An 18914-nucleotide genomic window follows, 5' to 3' on the forward strand; every position below is an offset into this window, starting at 1 on the left:
TTATGAGGAGTTGTTATGACGGGGAAAAAGAGATCGGGTAATTCCGTGTGGGAGTTTTTTCAGCAGCTTGGCCGCACCTTTATGCTGCCGGTTGCGCTGCTCTCATTCTGCGGGATTATGCTGGGCATTGGCAGCTCGCTAAGTAGCCGTGATGTAATTACGCTGCTGCCGCTGTTAGGCCATCCGTTACTGCAGGCAATCTTTATCTGGATGAGCAAAATCGGCGCATTTGCCTTCACCTTCTTACCGGTCATGTTCTGTATTGCCATCCCGCTGGGCCTTGCGCGCGAAGATAAAGGCGTCGCCGCCTTTTCTGGCTTTGTCGGCTATGCGGTGATGAACCTGGCGGTCAACTTCTGGCTCACCGCGCAGGGTATTTTACCGACTAACGACGCAGCCGTGCTCAAGACGCATAACATTCAGAGCGTGCTTGGCATTCAGTCGATTGATACCGGCATCCTCGGCGCGGTGATTGCGGGGGTGATCGTCTGGCGGGTGCATGAGCGCTTTCACACCCTGCGCCTGCCGGACGCACTGGCCTTTTTTGGCGGCACGCGTTCCGTCCCGATTGTCACAAGCGTGGTGATGGGCATTGCTGGCCTGCTGATCCCGCTTATCTGGCCCTGGTTTGCGCTCGGCATTAGCGGCCTCGGGCAACTTATCGATCGCGCGGGCGACTTCGGGCCGATGATCTTCGGCACCGGCGAGCGGCTGCTGCTCCCCTTCGGCTTACAACATATTCTGGTGGCACTGATCCGCTTTACTGATGCGGGCGGCACCATGGAGGTGTGTGGTCATCAGGTAAGCGGCGCGCTGACCATCTTCCAGGCCCAGCTTGGCTGCCCGCAGACGCACGGCTTTTCTGAGAGCGCGACGCGTTTTCTCTCGCAGGGGAAAATGCCTGCGTTCCTGGGGGGGCTGCCCGGCGCAGCGCTGGCGATGTACCACTGCGCGCGCCCGGAAAACCGCCACAAGATTAAGGGGCTGCTCATTTCCGGCGTTATCGCCTGCGTCGTCGGTGGCACCACCGAGCCCGTTGAGTTTCTGTTTCTTTTTGTCGCCCCGGCGCTCTATCTGATCCACGCCCTCCTCACGGGACTGGGTTTTACTGTGATGGCGGTGCTTGGGGTGACGATTGGTAATACCGACGGCAATGTGATTGATTTTATCGTCTTCGGCGTGCTGCACGGGCTGGCGACCAAATGGTATCTGGTGCCGCTGGTCGCCGCGGTGTGGTTTATCGTCTACTACGCGCTGTTCCGCTTTGCCATTACCCGTTTTGATCTGAAAACGCCTGGCCGCGAACCGCAGACGGTTGAGCGCGAGCAAAGCACAACGCCAGAAGCGACAGGCCGCTCCGGCTATGATGTCCCGGCCTTGCTTGCCGCCCTTGGCGGAGCGCAAAATGTGCAGAGCCTGGATAACTGCATTACCCGCCTGCGCCTGTCGGTGGGCAGCATGGCGCAGGTTGATACTGCCGCGCTGAAAGCCCATCGCGCCCTCGGCGTGGTGAAGGTCAACGACCATAACCTGCAGGTGGTGATTGGGCCGCAGGTGCAGTCGGTAAAAGATGAAATGGCGCAGCTCATTACGGCCGCGCAGGTACAAACAACTCCAGAGGCAAGTAGATGAAGCGCGACGTTTCCTTTGATTTTTCCACCCCGGTTGATCGCCACGGCACCTGGTGCACCCAGTGGGACTACGTGAGCGATCGTTTTGGCCGCGCCGACCTGCTGCCCTTTACCATCTCGGATATGGATTTCGCCACCGCGCCCTGTATTCTCGACGCCATGCAAAAGCGCCTTGCGCACGGGGTTTTCGGCTACAGCCGCTGGCAGAACGATGACTTTCTCGGCGCTATCGAATACTGGCTCGCCAGCCGTTTCGACACCCGAATCGACTGCGACGCCCTGGTCTATGGGCCGTCGGTTATCTGGATGATTGCCGAGACCATCCGCCAGTGGACGCAGCCCGGCGATGCCGTTGTGGTTCACACGCCCGTCTATGACGCCTTTCCGAAGATGATAAGCCATAATCAGCGCAAGCTGCTGACGGTGCCGCTGCACCAGTATCACGGCGGCTGGGTATGTGACATGACGCAGCTCGAAGCCGTGCTGGCACGGCCGGAAAGCAAGGTTCTGCTGCTCTGCAGCCCGCATAACCCGACCGGCAAAGTGTGGACGCACGAAGAGCTGACCGCGATGGCACTGCTGTGCGAGCGCCACGAGGTAAAAGTGATCAGCGACGAGATCCATATGGATATGGTCTGGGGCGCGCAGCAGCACATTCCGTGGTGCAATGTCGCGCGCTCGCCGTGGGCGCTCTTTTCCTCGGCATCTAAAAGTTTCAATATCCCGGCATTAACCGGCGCATGGGGGCTGTTTGGCGACAAGGCGTCGCGCAACGGCTATCTCGACGCGTTAAAAAACGCTAACGGCTTATCCTCCCCGGCGGTGCTGGCAGTAGCGGCACATGTTGCCGCCTATCGTGAAGGCGCCCCGTGGCTTGAGACTCTGCGCAGCTATCTGCGCGCTAACCTGGTTTACCTCGCCACAACCCTTAACGACGCCTTCCCGCAGCTGCGCTGGCAGCCGCCGGAGTCGACCTACCTCGCGTGGATCGATCTGCGAGCGCTGGAGATTGATGACGACACGCTGCAAAAAACGCTGATTGAGGAGCAACAGGTGGCGATTATGCGCGGCGATGTTTATGGGCCTCAGGGGCGCGGGTTTATTCGCTTTAACGTCGGCTGCCCGCGTGTGAAGCTGGAAGAGGGAGTAAAAAGGCTGATTGCCGCGCTGCGTTCATGTTAGCCTGTGGCGAAATTTATCAAGGGAGTGAATGATGGTCTGGGGCGTGTCGCTGGTTTACTTTATTCTCGGCTGGATCTTTTTTACCCGCACGTTCCGCCTCTATGCGTTGGTGTCGAGTCTGCTGCTGGCCATCGCGCTGCACAATGTGTTGCAGAGCCACTTGCTGGTGATCCTCTATCTCGCCGCGCTGGCGGTGACCTTTATCACGCTCCTGTTGCTTAAACGTAGCCCGGACAAAAAGGGCACGCTCTACTTTTCACTCCCCTGCTGGCTGCTGATCGTCACAGTGATTTTCAACGTCTTCTTCTGAGGGCGTGATCGATGCCAGCCCGGCTTGCGCTGGCATCAGCAGATGCATACTTTTCCCTCATCTTTGCACGTCCTACTTTTCCATCCTGCTCATTTTATTACTATTTTTAATAAGTTAACGAAGTGTTGTATAATGCTTTGCACTTTTACAAAAAGATGAGTGCGATCATGATTGATTTAAAACTGCCTTTAACCGATATCCATCGTCATCTTGACGGCAATATCCGTGCCCAAACCATCCTCGATCTTGGCCGCCAGTATAATTTAACCCTCCCCGCGCAAACCCTCGACGCGCTGCGCCCGCATGTGCAGGTCACCTCGAACGAACCGGATCTGGTGAGCTTTCTCGCCAAACTCGACTGGGGCGTAAAGGTGCTGGCCTCGCTGGATGCCTGCCGACGCGTCGCTTACGAAAACATGGAAGATGCGGCGCGAAATGGCCTGCACTATGTTGAGCTGCGCTTCTCGCCGGGCTATATGGCGATGACCCACAACCTGCCGGTGGCAGGCGTAGTGGAAGCGGTGATTGCCGGGGTACGCGAAGGAAGCCGCGATTTTAATGTGCAGGCGCGCTTAATCGGTATTCTGAGCCGCACCTTCGGCGAAGCCGCCTGCGAACAGGAGCTGGACGCCCTGCTCGCCCATCGCGACGGTATTACTGCGCTCGATCTGGCGGGCGATGAACTCGGTTTTCCGGGAAGCCTGTTCCTTTCCCACTTCACCCGCGCCCGCGATGCAGGCTGGCAGATCACCGTGCATGCCGGTGAAGCCGCGGGTCCGGAGAGCATCTGGCAGGCGATCCGTGAACTGGGTGCCGTGCGCATCGGTCATGGCGTAAAAGCGATTGAAGATGCCGCGCTGATGGACTTCCTCGCCGAACAGCGCATCGGTATTGAGTCCTGCCTCACCTCCAACATTCAGACCAGCACCGTGGCTTCCCTCGATCGCCATCCGCTGAAAACTTTCCTCGATCACGGCATTCTGGCCAGCATCAATACGGACGATCCGGCGGTTCAGGGGATCGATATTGGTCACGAATATGAAGTCGCCGCCCCGGCAGCCGGCCTGAGCGCTGAGCAGATCCGCCAGGCGCAGATTAACGGGCTGGAGATGGCCTTTATCACTGCCGAAGAGAAACAGGCACTGCGCGAACGCGTCGCGCAGGCCTGATGAGCGTGGCTCACGGCAGGCCGTGAGCCACTCACTCAGGTGAGGCTGAGGGTTGCGCGGTGTTTTGCTGACTCAATACCAAGCTCAATCAGCTCCATAATGCGGATCGCCTGGCTGGCCGGAACCGGGTTCTCGCCGCCGCCCATCAGCGCATCACGGATTGCCGCATAATAGGCCGGATAGTTGCCCGGCAGCGTCAGCCAGGTCTCCTCTCTCCGCGTTTCGCCGTCGATGCGGGTCAAAACCCCGTCACGCATGTCGTAGCCCCAATCCTCCTGCGGTAAGCGCGCTCCGCTTTTTAAGCGCTCCTCCTGCGGATCAAGCCCATATTTCACATAGCTGCCGCGCGTGCCGTGGACGATATAGCGCGCAGATTCAGCCGCCGCCAGCAGTGTGCCGTGCAGCACCACGCGGCGCTGGGGATAGGTCAATACCGCATGGAAATAGTCGGTGGATTGCGCGCCCGGGCGCAGCTGGGCCAGATCGACGGTTAATGAGACCGGCAGACCAAACAGATTGATCGCCTGATCAAGCAAATGCGGGGCTAAATCGTACCAGATGCCGCTCCCCGGGCCGCCCTGTTCGCGCCAGCGGTCACGCACCTGCGGGCGGAAGCGGTCGAAATGGGATTCGAAATAGGCCACTTCACCCAGTGCGCCATCGGCAAGCAGCGCTTTCAGCGTCAGGAAGTCGCTGTCCCAACGGCGATTGTGAAACACCGATAACAGGCGGCCATAGCTGCGGGCCAGCGCGTCAAGCTCGCGCGCCTGTGACAGTGTCACGGTAAAGGGTTTATCGACCACCACATGTTTGCCCGCTTCCAGCGCCGCTTTCGCCAGCGGAAAGTGGGTATCGTTAGGCGTGGGGATGACAATTAAATCAATATTGGGATCGTTAAACAGACGTTTGGGATCGGCAACAACATCGACGTTGGGCCAGTCCGCTTTGACCTTTGACTCATCACTGCTGGAAATAGCCGCCAGCGCCATTCCGGCGGTGCCTGCAATCAGCGGTGCATGAAATGTTTTACTGGCGTAGCCATATCCGATCACGCCAACCCGAATAATATCACTCATATCACGGCCTCTTTTCAGTGGACCTCCATTTCACACTATCTGCCTGACGCCGACAACCGCTGTTGTGACGCATTTTTACGATGAATAATTAAGCCTATTCTGGTCTGGTTTCCGGTCACAAAATCTGCTTAAATCTGCGCCCAACACCCGTTAATGACTACCGGCGTGTGATGTTAATCCCAGGGAGCAGTATAAATATGACCGCAATATTCAATCGGATTGTTGAATTAATGGGCTGGATTGTGCTCGGCGTATCAACCATTCTGTTGGTGTTTGCCAGCCATATTGATAATTACCAGCCGCCTGAGCAAAGCGTGGCAGTGCAAAAGAAATAAAGGTATTCCCTATTGCTGCGATAGCCCATATCGCGCCAGAAGCGGGTTGCCCATCATGAGGAAGGACGTTAACCTTCTTCGCCCGGCGCCTTAGTGGCGCCTGGTTTTTATCTGAAAAGAATATGCTTAATTTAATGGCAGATTATTCTCACGCTATTTACGCCCGGATAATAACGTCTATTATTTGCGCGCATATCGTTCTTTTTTTGCCTCTTCATTATATGGACACCCTCCGACATGACCGTGCAGGACTATTTATTAAAATTTCGCAAAATCAGTTCGCTTGAAAGCCTGGAAAAGCTCTTTGATCACCTTAACTACACCCTGACCGAGAGCAGTGAGATCATTAATATGTATCGCGCTGCCGATCACCGCCGCGCTGAGCTGGTCTCCGGCGGGCGGCTATTTGACATTGGGTGCGTTCCGCGCTCGGTATGGCGCTACGTGGTCTGAGTCCGCTGGCAATCGCCGTGCGATGCTTTATACTCGTCGCCCGGCAATGTTTGCCGCAACTGAATGTGTTAACAGAGGAAATGGCATGACAACAACACCCGCAGAACGTATCGGAGGCTGGTTACTCGCCCCTCTGGCCTGGTTGCTGGTCGCGTTATTAAGCACCTCGCTGGCGTTAATGCTCTACGTCACCGCCCTGTTAACGCCGCATGCGCTCTCGGCCCTGCTGGCGCAGCCGTCGAAAGCGATGCTGCTGTTGATCTTATCCTTTGTTTTTGCCGCCGCACTCTGGTGCTATACGCTCTGGCTGACCATCGCCTTTTTCAAACGCCGCAGCCTGGTGCCGAAACACTACATTATCTGGCTGCTGGTCTGCGTGCTGCTGGCGATAAAAGCATTTGCTTTTTCACCGGTTTCCGATGCGATGGCGGTTCGCCAGCTGATCTTTCCGCTGCTGGCGGCGGCGCTGTTTGTGCCCTACTTCAAGCGCGCGGTGCGCGTGAAGAAGACCTTTATTAACCCGTAAATAACCTTACAGTTAACCTGTTGTCGCCCGGGGCAGTTTGCCCGATAATAGGCGGCTTTTTTCATTTCAGGCCACATAATGACAGACTATCTTCTGCTATTTATCGGAACGGTACTGGTCAACAACTTCGTACTGGTGAAGTTTCTTGGCCTGTGTCCGTTTATGGGCGTTTCCAAAAAGCTGGAAAGCGCAATGGGTATGGGGCTCGCAACCACCTTCGTCATGACCATGGCCTCGATCTGCTCATGGCTTATCGACAACTGGGTGCTGATCCCGTTGAACCTGGTCTATCTGCGCACCCTCTCCTTTATCCTGATTATTGCCGTGGTGGTGCAGTTCACCGAGATGGTGGTGCGTAAAACCAGCCCGGCGCTCTATCGCCTGCTCGGTATCTTTCTGCCGCTTATCACCACCAACTGCGCGGTGCTTGGCGTCGCTCTGCTCAACATCAACCTTGGGCACAACTTTATGCAGTCGGCGCTGTATGGCTTCGCCGCCGCCGTCGGCTTCTCACTGGTGATGGTGCTGTTCGCCGCGATCCGCGAACGCCTTGCCGTCGCCGATGTTCCCGCGCCGTTTCGCGGTAATGCGATTGCGTTAGTTACCGCCGGCTTAATGTCTCTGGCCTTTATGGGCTTTAGTGGTCTGGTAAAACTGTAATGAATGCGATAACCATCGCCGTTGCAGTCCTGAGCGTACTTGGGCTGCTGTTCGGCCTGATCCTCGGTTACGCCTCGCGCCGGTTTGCGGTCGAGGACGATCCGGTTGTTGAACGTATCGATGAAGTGCTGCCGCAGAGCCAGTGTGGGCAGTGCGGCTACCCCGGCTGTCGCCCCTACGCTGAAGCGGTGGGCACTCAGGGTGAAAAGATCAACCGCTGCGCTCCCGGCGGCGAAGCGGTGATGCAGAAAATCGCCACGCTGTTAAACGTCGACCCGCAGCCGATTGACGGCGATGCCGACGCGCTGGAGCCGGTGCGTATGCTTGCCATCATTGATGAGAGCAACTGCATCGGCTGTACAAAATGCATTCAGGCCTGCCCGGTCGATGCCATCGTGGGCGCAACCCGCGCCATGCATACGGTGATAAGCGATCTCTGCACCGGCTGTAACCTTTGTGTGGATCCGTGCCCGACGCAGTGTATCGACCTGCGCCCGGTTGCGCCAACCACGCAGAACTGGAAATGGGATCTGCACACCATTCCGGTGCGCACTATTCCCGTGGAGCACCATGCTTAAGTTATTTTCCGCATTCCGAAAAGAGAAACTGTGGGATTTCCACGGCGGCATTCATCCGCCGGAGATGAAAACCCAGTCTAACGGTACGCCGCTGCGTCAACTGCCGCTGGCGAACCGTTTTGTCATTCCCTTAAAGCAGCATATCGGCGCTGAAGGCGAACTGTGCGTCAGCGTGGGCGATAGCGTTTTGCGCGGACAGCCGCTGACCCGTGGCCGCGGTCGTATGCTGCCGGTGCACGCGCCGACCTCCGGCACCGTTGTGGCGATTGCCCCTCATGCCACCGCGCATCCTTCCGCGCTGCCGGAGCTGAGCGTCATTATCGAAGCGGACGGCGAAGATCGCTGGATTGCGCGTGAAGGGTGGCAGGATTATCGCACCCAGAGCGTTGAGGCGCTGATTGAGCGTATCCATCAGTTCGGCGTTGCCGGGCTGGGCGGCGCTGGCTTCCCGACCGGTGCCAAGCTGCAAGGCGCCGGCGATAAAGTCGATACGCTGATTATCAATGCCGCCGAGTGCGAACCCTATATCACCGCCGACGATCGCCTGATGCAGGATTGCGCCGCGCAGATTATGGAAGGGGTGCGCATCCTCGCGCATATCCTTCAGCCGCGCCAGGTGCTGATCGGTATCGAAGATAATAAACCGCAGGCGATCTCGATGATGCGTGCGGTGCTGGCGGGCAGCCACGATATTCAGCTGAAAGTGATCCCGACCAAATACCCCTCCGGCGGCGCAAAGCAGCTGACGCAGATCCTCACCGGCAAGCAGGTGCCACACGGCGGACGCTCGTCCGATATCGGCGTGCTGATGCAAAACGTCGGCACCGCTTACGCGGTGAAGCGCGCGGTGATTGACGGTGAACCGTTAACGGAACGCGTAGTGACGCTGACCGGTGAAGCGGTTGCCCGGCCGGGCAACGTCTGGGCGCGGCTTGGCACGCCGGTTCGCCACCTGCTCGATTTCGCTGGCTTCCAGCCTTCGGCAGAACAGCTGGTGATTATGGGCGGCCCGCTGATGGGCTTTACCCTGCCGTGGCTGGATGTGCCGGTGGTCAAAATTACTAACTGCCTGCTCGCCCCTTCGGCCAGCGAAATGGGCGAAACGCAGGAAGAGAAAGGCTGCATCCGTTGTAGCGCCTGCGCCGACGCCTGCCCGGCGGACTTACTGCCGCAGCAGCTCTACTGGTTCAGCAAAGGCCAGCAGCACGACAAAGCCATCGCACACAATCTCTCTGACTGCATCGAGTGCGGTGCCTGCGCATGGGTCTGCCCGAGCAATATTCCGCTGGTGCAATACTTCCGTCAGGAGAAAGCGGAGATCTCCGCCATCGCCGAGGAAGAGCGACGCACCGCCGAAGCGAAGGCGCGTTTTGAAGCCCGTCAGGCGCGTCTTGAGCGCGAAAAACTGGCGCGCCAGGCGCGTCACAAGCAGGCTGCCGCGAAGCCTGGCGAAGAGGATAAACAGGCAATCGAAGCCGCCCTCTCGCGCGTGAAAGAGAAACAGGCCACTGCCGCAGAGCCGGTGGTGGTGCAGGCTGGCGCAGAGCCGGATAACCGCGAAGTGATTGCCGCCCGCGAAGCGCGTAAAGCCGAGGCGCGCGCGCGTCAGGCGGAAAAAGCGCAGCAGACGGCTGAAGGCGACGACCCGCGCAAATCCGCTGTCGAAGCAGCGATTGCCCGCGCCAAAGCCCGTAAAGCTGAGCATGCGCAGAAAGTCGCTGCCGCTACCGAACCGGAAACCACCGAACTGGTTGATCCGCGCAAAGCCGCCGTTGAAGCGGCAATCGCCCGTGCGAAAGCGCGTAAAGCGGAGCAGGCGCAGAAAGAGGCTCCTGCTGCCGAGCCGGAAGCCAGCGAATCGGTCGACCCGCGCAAAGCCGCCGTTGAAGCAGCGATTGCCCGCGCGAAAGCGCGTAAAGCGGAGCAGGCACGGAAAGAGACGCCAGTTGCCGAACCGGAAGCCAGCGAACCGGTCGACCCGCGCAAAGCCGCCGTTGAAGCGGCGATTGCCCGTGCGAAAGCGCGTAAAGCGGAGCAGGCGCAGAAAGAGGCTCCTGCTGCCGAACCGGAAACCAGCGAGCCGGTCGACCCGCGCAAAGCCGCCGTTGAAGCAGCGATTGCACGCGCGAAAGCGCGTAAAGCGGAGCAGGCACAGAAAGAGACGCCAGTTGCCGAACCGGAAGCCAGCGAACCGGTCGACCCGCGCAAAGCCGCCGTTGAAGCGGCGATTGCCCGTGCCAAAGCACGTAAAGCGGAGCAGGCCCGCGCGCAATCCAGCGCAGAAGAGGCCTCCACGCACACCCAGGCTGCCAATGATGATCCGCGTAAAGCGGCGGTCGCGGCGGCCATTGCCCGAGTTCAGGCTAAAAAAGCCGCGCAGCAAGCTGTTAACGAGGATTAAATGGTTTTCAGAATCGCAAGTTCCCCTTACACCCATAACCAGCGCCAGACCTCGCGCATTATGCTGCTGGTCACGCTGGCGACGATACCGGGCATCGCCGCGCAGCTCTGGTTTTTTGGCTGGGGAACGTTGATCCAGCTTATTCTCGCTATCATCAGCGCCCTGTTGGCCGAAGGGCTGGTGCTGAAACTGCGCAAACAGTCCGTCAGCACCATTCTGGCGGATAACTCAGCCCTGTTAACCGGCCTGCTGCTCGCCATCAGTATCCCCTCTTTTGCACCGTGGTGGATGGTGGTGCTGGGCACCGTGTTTGCGGTGATTATCGCCAAGCAGCTGTATGGCGGTCTCGGCCATAACCCCTTTAACCCGGCGATGATCGGCTATGTGGTGCTGCTTATCTCCTTCCCGGTGCAGATGACCAGCTGGTTGCCGCCCCATGATATTGCGCGTACGGTGCCCGGTTTGCTGGATGCCCTTCAGGTAATCTTTACCGGTCACAGCACCACGGGTGCGACGATGGATGCCCTGCGCATGGGCGTGGATGGCATCAGCCAGGCGACGCCGCTCGACACCTTTAAAACTTCGCTGCATGCCGGACACAGCGTTGAGCAGATTATGCAGTACCCGATTTACAGCGGCGTGCTGGCGGGTGCAGGCTGGCAGTGGGTTAACCTTGGCTATCTGGCGGGCGGGATCTTTTTGCTGTCGCAAAATACCATTCGCTGGCATATCCCGGTCAGCTTCCTGCTCTCGCTGACCCTGTGCGCCACCCTTGGCTGGCTCTTCGCCCCGCAGACTTTCTTAGCCCCGCAGCTGCATTTACTCTCGGGGGCGACGATGCTCGGCGCATTCTTTATTCTTACGGATCCGGTCACCGCCTCGACCACCAATAAAGGCCGTCTGATTTTCGGCGCGCTGGCTGGTTTGCTGGTATGGCTGATTCGCAGCTTCGGCGGCTACCCGGATGGCGTCGCCTTTGCGGTGCTGCTGGCGAATATCACCGTGCCGCTGATTGATTACTACACGCGCCCGCGTGTGTATGGACATCGTTAAGGAGCCGTCATGCTAGAGACAATGCGTAAACATGGCGTCACGCTGGCCCTCTTTGCCGCTGGCTCCACCGGCCTGACCGCCGCCATTAACCAGATGACCAAAAGCACCATCGCCGACCAGGCGGTATTGCAGCAAAAAGCACTCTTCGATCAGGTGCTGCCGCCCGAGAGCTATACTAACGCGCTGGCGCAGAGCTGTTATGTAGTGAGCGACCCGGCGCTCGGTAAAGGTTCGCATCGCGTATGGATTGCGCAGAAGGAGGATAAACCGGTGGCGGCGGTGATTGAATCGACCGCGCCGGATGGCTACTCCGGTGCTATCCAGCTGCTGGTCGGCGCGGATTTTAGCGGTACGGTGCTGGGCGTGCGTGTTACCGAACACCATGAAACGCCGGGGCTTGGGGATAAAATCGAGCTGCGCATCAGTAACTGGATCACCTACTTTGCCGGCAAGAAAATCGACGGCCCGGCCGATAGCCACTTTGCCGTGAAGAAAGATGGCGGCGATTTCGATCAGTTTACCGGTGCGACCATCACCCCGCGCGCGGTGGTGAATGCGGTGAAGCGCACCGGGATTTACGCCATGACGCTGCCTGAGCAGCTGTCCCGTTTGCCAGAGTGTGGAGAGTAAACGATGAGCGAAGTAAAAGAGGTCATTGTCCAGGGGCTGTGGAAAAACAACTCCGCGCTGGTGCAGTTACTCGGCATGTGTCCGCTGCTGGCGGTAACGTCGACCGCTACCAACGCCCTCGGGCTGGGGCTGGCGACCACGCTGGTGCTGACCCTGACTAACCTGTTTATCTCCCTGTTGCGGCGCTGGACGCCGTCGGAGATCCGTATTCCCATCTACGTGATGATCATCGCCTCGGTGGTGAGCGCCGTGCAGATGCTGATCAACGCCTATGCTTTCGGCCTCTATCAGTCGCTGGGGATCTTTATTCCGCTGATCGTCACTAACTGTATCGTGGTCGGTCGCGCAGAAGCTTTCGCGGCGAAAAAAGGGCCGGCGCTGTCGGCGCTGGACGGTTTTGCCATCGGCATGGGGGCGACCGGCGCAATGTTCGTGCTTGGCTCGATGCGTGAAATGCTCGGCAACGGCACGCTGTTTGACGGCGCGGATGGCCTGCTGGGAAGCTGGGCCAAAGGGCTGCGCATCGAAGTGTTCCATACGGACTCGCCGTTCCTGCTGGCAATGCTGCCGCCGGGCGCCTTTATCGGCCTCGGTATGATGCTGGCGGTGAAGTACTTAATCGATCAGAAAATGAAAAAACGTCGTGAAGCCGCTGCCGCCGCGAAGGCCAACGACGCGCCAGAGACCTCGCCCGGGAAGGCATAATGAACAAAGCGAAACGCCTCGAAATCCTCACCCGGCTGCGGGAGAACAACCCGCATCCGACCACCGAACTGAACTTCACCTCGCCATTTGAACTGCTGATCGCCGTGCTGCTCTCAGCCCAGGCGACGGATGTCAGCGTCAATAAAGCGACAGCGCTGCTCTACCCGGTTGCCAATACGCCGCAGGCGATGCTGGAGCTGGGCGTTGATGGCGTCAAGCAGTACATCAAAACCATCGGCCTTTACAACAGCAAAGCGGAGAACGTCATTAAGACCTGCCGCATTTTGCTGGAAAAACATGGTGGCGAAGTGCCCGAAGATCGCGCCGCGCTGGAAGCCCTGCCGGGCGTCGGGCGTAAGACCGCCAATGTGGTGCTGAATACCGCTTTTGGCTGGCCAACCATTGCCGTCGATACCCATATTTTCCGCGTCTCTAACCGCACGCGCTTTGCGCCGGGGAAAAATGTCGAAGAGGTGGAGGAGAAGCTGCTGAAAGTGGTGCCGGCGGAGTTTAAAGTTGACTGCCATCACTGGCTTATTCTGCACGGGCGATACACCTGCATCGCCCGTAAACCCCGCTGCGGCTCCTGCATTATTGAAGATTTGTGCGAATACGACAGTAAGACCGATTAACGCCTCAGAAGGGGCGTACCACCGCCAGTACCGTAATCACCGCGGTAAACAGCACCAGCAGCAGCGTAGCGTTGTTCAGCGCGCCTGTACGCTTCAGGGTTTCACCATTTGCCAGCCGACGCAGCGTGGCGGAGAGAAAGCCGTGCAGGCCCGACAGCAGCACCACAAACACAATCTTGACGATTAACCACAGGTGCGGCATCTGACCGTGAGCCACCAGCATGGCGATCCCGGCAATCCACAGCACGATCATCGCCGGGCTGGTCATTCTGCGGTTCCAGCTGCGTACATCGTTAAGCAGAATCAGAGTGGTGCTTTTATCGTTCTGTCGCAGGCTCCACTGCGCCACCATGGCGGTCATCAGCATACCGCCAATCCAGACGACTGCGCTGACAAGATGTACTGCGTTGATCCACGGATGTAAATTCATCGCTTTGCTCCCATAAAAATAAAGTCCGAAGTCTGCCACTGCGGCGCCCTGCTGTCATGAACAACCGGCTTATCCGGGCAACAATTGTTAATTATTTCTCCGGTAAGCGTATCGCTTGTAATAAAAGCCGCCACAAAGTGGCTGATTTTAGGAGATAACTCATTGTGATACGCCTCACAACTCTGCAAAAGAGTCGCCCAGTGACACGATCGGGCGGTCGAACGGTGCTTTGAGCAAATAATCATCCGCTTATACACTTTCAGACAGTCGAAACCTTTTTTTAGAAGAAAAAAATCCAACGCCAGGAGCTTTGAGGCTTATTTGCTAAGGCAATGTTAATAAAGGGCTAAATGTTAAAATTTACCCCTCTCTGATATCCACCCGGCCCCTACTCTGGCGGGACATCCAACCAGATATGTCTCAGAAACCAGCCCAATGCACTGCCTGTGCGCGAAAATAGCCGAACATATCCCTTACCCCCGCGCTGAGATGTTAAGAAACAGTGGAAAAATCCACTTTTACCAAAATGATAAAATTAAACTCTGAATAACAATTCAGTTTGCCGAGCAAAGTTATGCGCTGGATCTATGTAACAGAATATGTCAAAAGACTTGCCTCAGGGGCCAGGATAGTGAACATTACCCGCCGTTTCTCCTCCCAATATAACTAAAAGCGTGATGCAAACTGGTTATCGCGCGCTGAACACCCCCCGTTAATATGGGATGTAAAAAAAGAGGTCTACGTGTCAACTGCAAACAAACCAACAGAAAGCGTCAGCATGAACGCTTTCAAACAACCGAAAGCGTTCTATCTCATCTTCTCTATCGAATTGTGGGAACGTTTTGGTTACTACGGCCTGCAAGGGATCATGGCCGTTTACCTGGTTAAGCAACTGGGAATGTCGGAATCAGACTCCATTACGCTCTTCTCCTCCTTCAGCGCACTGGTCTATGGCCTGGTGGCTATCGGTGGCTGGCTGGGCGACAAAGTGCTCGGTACTAAACGTGTGATCCTGCTGGGCGCGATTGTGCTGGCGCTGGGTTATGCGCTGGTGGCCTGGTCAGGTCACGATGCCAGCATCGTCTATATGGGCATGGCAGCGATTGCCGTCGGTAACGGTCTGTTTAAAGCCAACCCCTCTTCGCTGCTCTCAACGTGCTATGACAAGGATGACCCGCGTCTCGACGGCGCGTTCACCATGTATTACATGGCGGTGAACGTTGGCTCCTTCTTCTCAATGCTGGCAACGCCATGGCTTGCTGCCCGCTTTGGCTGGAGCACCGCGTTTGGTCTGAGCGTCGTTGGTCTGCTGATCACCATCGTTAACTTTGCGTTCTGCAAACGTTGGGTGAAAAACTACGGCTCCAAACCGGACTTCGAACCGCTGCGCGTTGGCTACCTGCTGGCGACTATCGTCGGTATTGCGGTGCTGATCGCCATCGCCACCTGGCTGCTGCATAACCAGGGTATCGCGCGTATGGTGCTGGGCGTGATCGCGCTGGGCATTATCGCTATCTTCGCGAAAGAGACCTTTACCCTGCAGGGCGCGGCGCGTCGTAAGATGATCGTTGCCTTTATCCTGATGGTGCAGGCTATCGTCTTCTTCGTGCTCTACAGCCAGATGCCAACCTCCCTGAACTTCTTCGCTATCCGTAACGTTGAACATACGCTGTTCGGCATCGCGTTTGAGCCGGAGCAGTATCAGGCGCTGAACCCGTTCTGGATCATTATCGGTAGCCCGATTCTTGCCGCTATCTATAACAAAATGGGCGATACCCTGCCGATGCCGCACAAGTTCGCCATCGGGATGGTGCTCTGCTCCGGCGCGTTCCTCGTGCTGCCGCTGGGCACCAAGTTCGCCTCTGATGCCGGTATTGTTTCCGTAAGCTGGCTGATTGCGAGCTACGGCCTGCAGAGTATTGGTGAGCTGATGATCTCCGGCCTTGGCCTGGCGATGGTCGCGCAGCTGGTGCCGCAGCGTCTGATGGGCTTTATTATGGGCAGCTGGTTCCTGACCACCGCGGGCGCGAATATCATCGCTGGTTACGTGGCCAACCAGATGGCGATCCCGGAGAACGTCACCGACCCGCTGATGTCCCTGAACATCTACGGTAGCGTCTTCCTGCAGATTGGTATTGCGACGGCGGTGATTGCCGTGCTGATGGTGCTGACCGCGCCGAAGCTGAACCGCATGACCCAGAGCCGTGACGACGCGGATGAAGCGTCCAAAACCGCCACTGCGTAATCGCAAGCGGGTAGAAATGAAGAAGCCGTTAACGTCAGTTAGCGGCTTTTTTTTTATGCAACGGCGTACTACTCTATGCCGGAATTCAGATAAAAGGAAACGTCGATGAAACTGTTCTACAAGCCAGGTGCCTGCTCACTCGCCTCCCATATCGCGCTGCGCGAAGCCGGGAAAGAGATCTCCCTTATTAGCGTCGATCTGATGAAAAAACGTCTGGAAGATGGCGAAGACTTTTTCGCGATTAACCCGAAAGGCCAGGTTCCGGCGCTGCTGCTGGATGACAACACGCTGATCACCGAAGGCGTTGCCATTATGCAGTACGTTGCGGATAACGCGCCGCAAAGCCAGCTGCTGCCGGCTGTCGGTACGCTGCCGCGCTACAAGGCGCTGGAGTGGCTGAACTATATCGCTACCGAGCTGCACAAAGGCTTCACCCCGCTGTTCCGCCCGGATACGCCGGAAGAGTACAAACCGACCGTGCGGGCACAGCTGGAGAAGAAGCTGCACTACGTTAACGACTCTCTGAGCGGCAACGGCTGGATCGGTGGTGAGCACTTCACTATTGCCGATGGCTATCTCTTCACCGTGCTGCGCTGGGCGCATGCGGTAAAACTCGATATGAGCGGTCTTGGCAATATCGAAGCCTACATGTCACGCGTGGCGGCACGCCCGGCGGTGGCTGCGGCGCTCTCTGCGGAAGGCATTGCCTGATTTACCGAAGACGGTATTAACGCAGGGCAAAGAAAAAGGCGGGAATATCCCGCCTTTTTTATCGTCTGAAGCCAGAGAAAATTACTTCCAGCACACCAGGCAGTAGTTCTTCTTACCGCGACGCAGCAGCGTGTAGCGACCAAACAGACGGTCGGCATCGGTGAAGAAATACTCCGGATCGGCCTGCTTTTCACCGTTAATGGTGACAGCATTAGAGGCGATGGTTTTGCGCGCCTGGCCGCGGGACGGCTGCAGCTCGGAATCAACCAGCGCCTGCATCAGATCCGCGCCCTTCTCCATCTCAACCATCGGTACGCCATCCTGCGCCAGCTGTTCAAAGTCCGCTTCGCTGAGATCGCTCAGCGTGCCGTTGAACAGGCTTGCGGTGATGCGTTTCGCAGCGGTAAGACCCTCGTCACCGTGAACCAGACGCGTTACCTGCTCGGCCAGCACATACTGCGCGCGCGGCGCTTTCCCGCTGTTCTTATCCTCTTCTTCCAGCGCGTTGATCTCAGCGATGTCCATAAAGGTGAAGAATTTCAGGAAGCGATAAACATCGGCATCGGCGGTGTTGATCCAGAACTGGTAGAACTTGTACGGGCTGGTTTTCTTCGGATCGAGCCACACCGCGCCGCCTTCGGTTTTACCAAATTTGGTGCCGTCGGCTTTGGTGATCAGCGGTACGGTCAGGCCGAAGACCTGGTTCTGATGCAGACGACGGGTCAGATCGATACCGGAGGTGATGTTGCCCCACTGATCGGAGCCGCCAATCTGCAACGCCACGCCGTAGCGCTCATTAAGGCAGGCAAAGTCATAGCCCTGCAGCAGGTTGTAGGAGAATTCAGTGAAGGAGATGCCGACATCATCGCGGTTCAGACGCTGTTTGACCGCTTCTTTGTTAATCATCTGGTTAACAGAGAAGTGTTTACCGATGTCGCGCAGGAAGGTCAGCACGTTCATGCTGCCGAACCAGTCATAGTTGTTCGCCGCGATAGCTGCGTTCTCGCCGCAGTCAAAATCGAGGAACGGTGCTACCTGGTTGCGGATCTTGTCGACCCACTCCTGCACGGTATCTTCGGTATTGAGTTTACGCTCGGAGGCTTTAAAGCTCGGATCGCCGATAAGCCCCGTGGCGCCGCCCACCAGCGCGACCGGTTTGTGACCCGCCTGCTGGAAGCGTTTCAGGCATAACAAAGGAACCAGATGCCCCAAATGCAAGCTGTCAGCGGTGGGATCGAAGCCGCAATAGAGCGCGATTGGCCCCTGCGCCAGTCGCTCTGCTAACGCTTCCTCATCCGTCACCTGGGCCACCAGGCCCCGCTCTTGCAATTGTTTAATCAAGTTACTGCTAGCCATCAAATTCTCCATGTATAAAACGGACTGCACCTATGCCGGTACACGACTTTTCGCCAGATGCGAAAGGATACTTCAGGGGGGCAGATAGCATAAAGCGCCGGGCTACGTTGCACCAGCGCTTATCACAACATTTTCGGCGTTTTACGGTGCCAGACGGTCGATTTTCCACGCGCCATTTTCACGCTGGTACAAAAAACGATCGTGCAGACGATTTGCACCGCCCTGCCAGAACTCCATCTGCTCAATCGGGATGCGATAGCCGCCCCAGAAACTGGGCAGTGGCACCTCGCCTTGCTGGAATTTCTGTTTCAGTTCGAGGAATTTGCTTTCGAGGATACCGCGCGCCGAGATGCGGCTTGATTGCTTCGAGACCCATGCACCGATTTGGCTGTCGCGCGGGCGGCTGTGGAAATACTTCACCACTTCAAGGGTGGAGAGACGCTCCGCTTTGCCGGTCACCATCACCTGGCGCTCCAGCATGTGCCACGGAAAGAGCAGGCTGATGGCCGGATTATGTTCCAGATGCTGTGCTTTACGGCTGCCGAGGTTGGTGTAGAACACCAGCCCTTTTTCGTCGTAGTGCTTGAGCAGCACAATGCGCTGATAAGGCTGCCCATGCTCATCGACGGTAGCGACCACCATGGCCGTCGGGTCAGCGAGCTGCGCTTCACACGCCTGGCCGAGCCAGCGCTCAAAGAGCGTTAAGGGTTCAGCGGGAAGATCGGCGCGGCGCAGACCGCCTTTGGTGTACTCACGGCGCAGGTGCGCGATGTGCTGCAATTGATCGTTATCAGTCATGGCGTTAGCGAAAGTTGTCCTCAGGGAGAGCTA

20 protein-coding genes are annotated in these 18914 nt (G+C 57.4%); 16 read left to right on the plus strand and 4 right to left on the minus strand.

Translation table 11 applies throughout. The features are described from left to right. The first annotated feature begins 15 nt into the window (after positions 1-15). The 4 genes from malX (at position 16) to add (ending at position 4292) form a co-directional block, all read left to right on the plus strand. On the plus strand, positions 16-1632 hold the full coding sequence (malX, locus tag ABIC80_RS06930) for a maltose/glucose-specific PTS transporter subunit IIBC (RefSeq protein ID WP_429176214.1): 1617 nt from the start codon (positions 16-18) through the stop codon (positions 1630-1632). Beyond that, positions 1629-2813: a MalY/PatB family protein gene (locus ABIC80_RS06935; protein ID WP_429176215.1), complete on the plus strand. Its 1185-nt coding sequence runs from the start codon at positions 1629-1631 to the stop codon at positions 2811-2813. The genes malX and ABIC80_RS06935 overlap by 4 nt, the downstream gene beginning before the upstream one ends. 28 nt (positions 2814-2841) lie before the next feature. Next, a complete protein-coding gene (locus ABIC80_RS06940; RefSeq protein ID WP_429176217.1) occupies positions 2842-3123 on the plus strand; it encodes a hypothetical protein in 282 nt (93 codons plus the stop codon). A gap of 167 nt (positions 3124-3290) precedes the next feature. Then, positions 3291-4292, plus strand: a complete 1002-nt coding sequence (gene add, locus ABIC80_RS06945; protein WP_094422854.1) for an adenosine deaminase — start codon at positions 3291-3293, stop codon at positions 4290-4292. A gap of 35 nt (positions 4293-4327) precedes the next feature. Here add and ABIC80_RS06950 read toward each other — a convergent pair whose 3' ends face one another. Further along, a complete protein-coding gene (locus ABIC80_RS06950; protein ID WP_094419997.1) occupies positions 4328-5368 on the minus strand; it encodes an oxidoreductase in 1041 nt (346 codons plus the stop codon). A gap of 197 nt (positions 5369-5565) precedes the next feature. Here ABIC80_RS06950 and blr point away from each other — a divergent pair, with 197 nt between their 5' ends. The 10 genes from blr (at position 5566) to nth (ending at position 13341) form a co-directional block, all read left to right on the plus strand. After that, a complete protein-coding gene (blr, locus tag ABIC80_RS06955; RefSeq protein ID WP_429176218.1) occupies positions 5566-5703 on the plus strand; it encodes a division septum protein Blr in 138 nt (45 codons plus the stop codon). Positions 5704-5940: 237 nt separating this feature from the next. Beyond that, complete coding sequence (gene ydgT / locus ABIC80_RS06960; protein ID WP_023481783.1) at positions 5941-6156, plus strand: transcription modulator YdgT; 216 nt, start codon at positions 5941-5943, stop codon at positions 6154-6156. Between the two features lie 85 nt (positions 6157-6241). Further along, positions 6242-6682, plus strand: coding sequence for a DUF2569 domain-containing protein (locus tag ABIC80_RS06965; protein WP_023481384.1), 441 nt, complete (start codon positions 6242-6244; stop codon positions 6680-6682). Between the two features lie 78 nt (positions 6683-6760). Next, positions 6761-7342: an electron transport complex subunit RsxA gene (rsxA, locus tag ABIC80_RS06970; protein WP_023481348.1), complete on the plus strand. Its 582-nt coding sequence runs from the start codon at positions 6761-6763 to the stop codon at positions 7340-7342. Further along, positions 7342-7920, plus strand: coding sequence for an electron transport complex subunit RsxB (gene rsxB, locus ABIC80_RS06975; RefSeq protein WP_429176219.1), 579 nt, complete (start codon positions 7342-7344; stop codon positions 7918-7920). The genes rsxA and rsxB overlap by 1 nt, the downstream gene beginning before the upstream one ends. Then, complete coding sequence (gene rsxC, locus ABIC80_RS06980; protein ID WP_429176222.1) at positions 7913-10321, plus strand: electron transport complex subunit RsxC; 2409 nt, start codon at positions 7913-7915, stop codon at positions 10319-10321. The genes rsxB and rsxC overlap by 8 nt, the downstream gene beginning before the upstream one ends. After that, the gene (gene rsxD, locus ABIC80_RS06985) at positions 10322-11374 is read left to right on the plus strand and encodes an electron transport complex subunit RsxD (RefSeq protein ID WP_429176224.1); all 1053 of its coding nucleotides are present in this window, start codon (positions 10322-10324) and stop codon (positions 11372-11374) included. 9 nt (positions 11375-11383) lie between these two features. Beyond that, on the plus strand, positions 11384-12004 hold the full coding sequence (rsxG, locus tag ABIC80_RS06990) for an electron transport complex subunit RsxG (RefSeq protein WP_042716887.1): 621 nt from the start codon (positions 11384-11386) through the stop codon (positions 12002-12004). 3 nt (positions 12005-12007) lie between these two features. Further along, positions 12008-12709, plus strand: a complete 702-nt coding sequence (locus tag ABIC80_RS06995; RefSeq protein ID WP_263752361.1) for an electron transport complex subunit E — start codon at positions 12008-12010, stop codon at positions 12707-12709. Further along, complete coding sequence (gene nth, locus ABIC80_RS07000) at positions 12709-13341, plus strand: endonuclease III (protein WP_094420003.1); 633 nt, start codon at positions 12709-12711, stop codon at positions 13339-13341. The genes ABIC80_RS06995 and nth overlap by 1 nt, the downstream gene beginning before the upstream one ends. 4 nt (positions 13342-13345) lie before the next feature. Here the strand turns inward: nth and ABIC80_RS07005 are convergent, their stop codons facing one another. Beyond that, positions 13346-13771 carry a CopD family protein gene (locus ABIC80_RS07005; protein ID WP_242388493.1) on the minus strand — a complete coding sequence of 142 codons (426 nt, stop codon included), beginning with the start codon at positions 13769-13771 and terminating at the stop codon, positions 13346-13348. A 742-nt stretch (positions 13772-14513) separates the two neighbouring features. Between ABIC80_RS07005 and dtpA the strand changes: the two genes are divergently transcribed. Together dtpA and gstA are read left to right on the plus strand one after the other, a co-directional pair. After that, positions 14514-16016, plus strand: coding sequence for a dipeptide/tripeptide permease DtpA (dtpA, locus tag ABIC80_RS07010; RefSeq protein ID WP_042716881.1), 1503 nt, complete (start codon positions 14514-14516; stop codon positions 16014-16016). 105 nt (positions 16017-16121) lie between these two features. Next, entirely contained in the window at positions 16122-16727 is a 606-nt protein-coding gene (gene gstA / locus ABIC80_RS07015) for a glutathione transferase GstA (RefSeq protein WP_429176226.1), read from the plus strand. An 81-nt stretch (positions 16728-16808) separates the two neighbouring features. Here the strand turns inward: gstA and tyrS are convergent, their stop codons facing one another. Together tyrS and pdxH are read right to left on the minus strand one after the other, a co-directional pair. After that, the gene (gene tyrS, locus ABIC80_RS07020) at positions 16809-18083 is read right to left on the minus strand and encodes a tyrosine--tRNA ligase (protein WP_054802846.1); all 1275 of its coding nucleotides are present in this window, start codon (positions 18081-18083) and stop codon (positions 16809-16811) included. Positions 18084-18224: 141 nt separating this feature from the next. Next, positions 18225-18881: a pyridoxamine 5'-phosphate oxidase gene (gene pdxH / locus ABIC80_RS07025; RefSeq protein ID WP_313162143.1), complete on the minus strand. Its 657-nt coding sequence runs from the start codon at positions 18879-18881 to the stop codon at positions 18225-18227. Positions 18882-18914 lie beyond the last annotated feature (33 nt).

Source organism: Kosakonia sp. 1610, assembly GCF_050435845.1.
GTDB classification, from domain to species: Bacteria; Pseudomonadota; Gammaproteobacteria; order Enterobacterales; family Enterobacteriaceae; genus Kosakonia; species Kosakonia cowanii.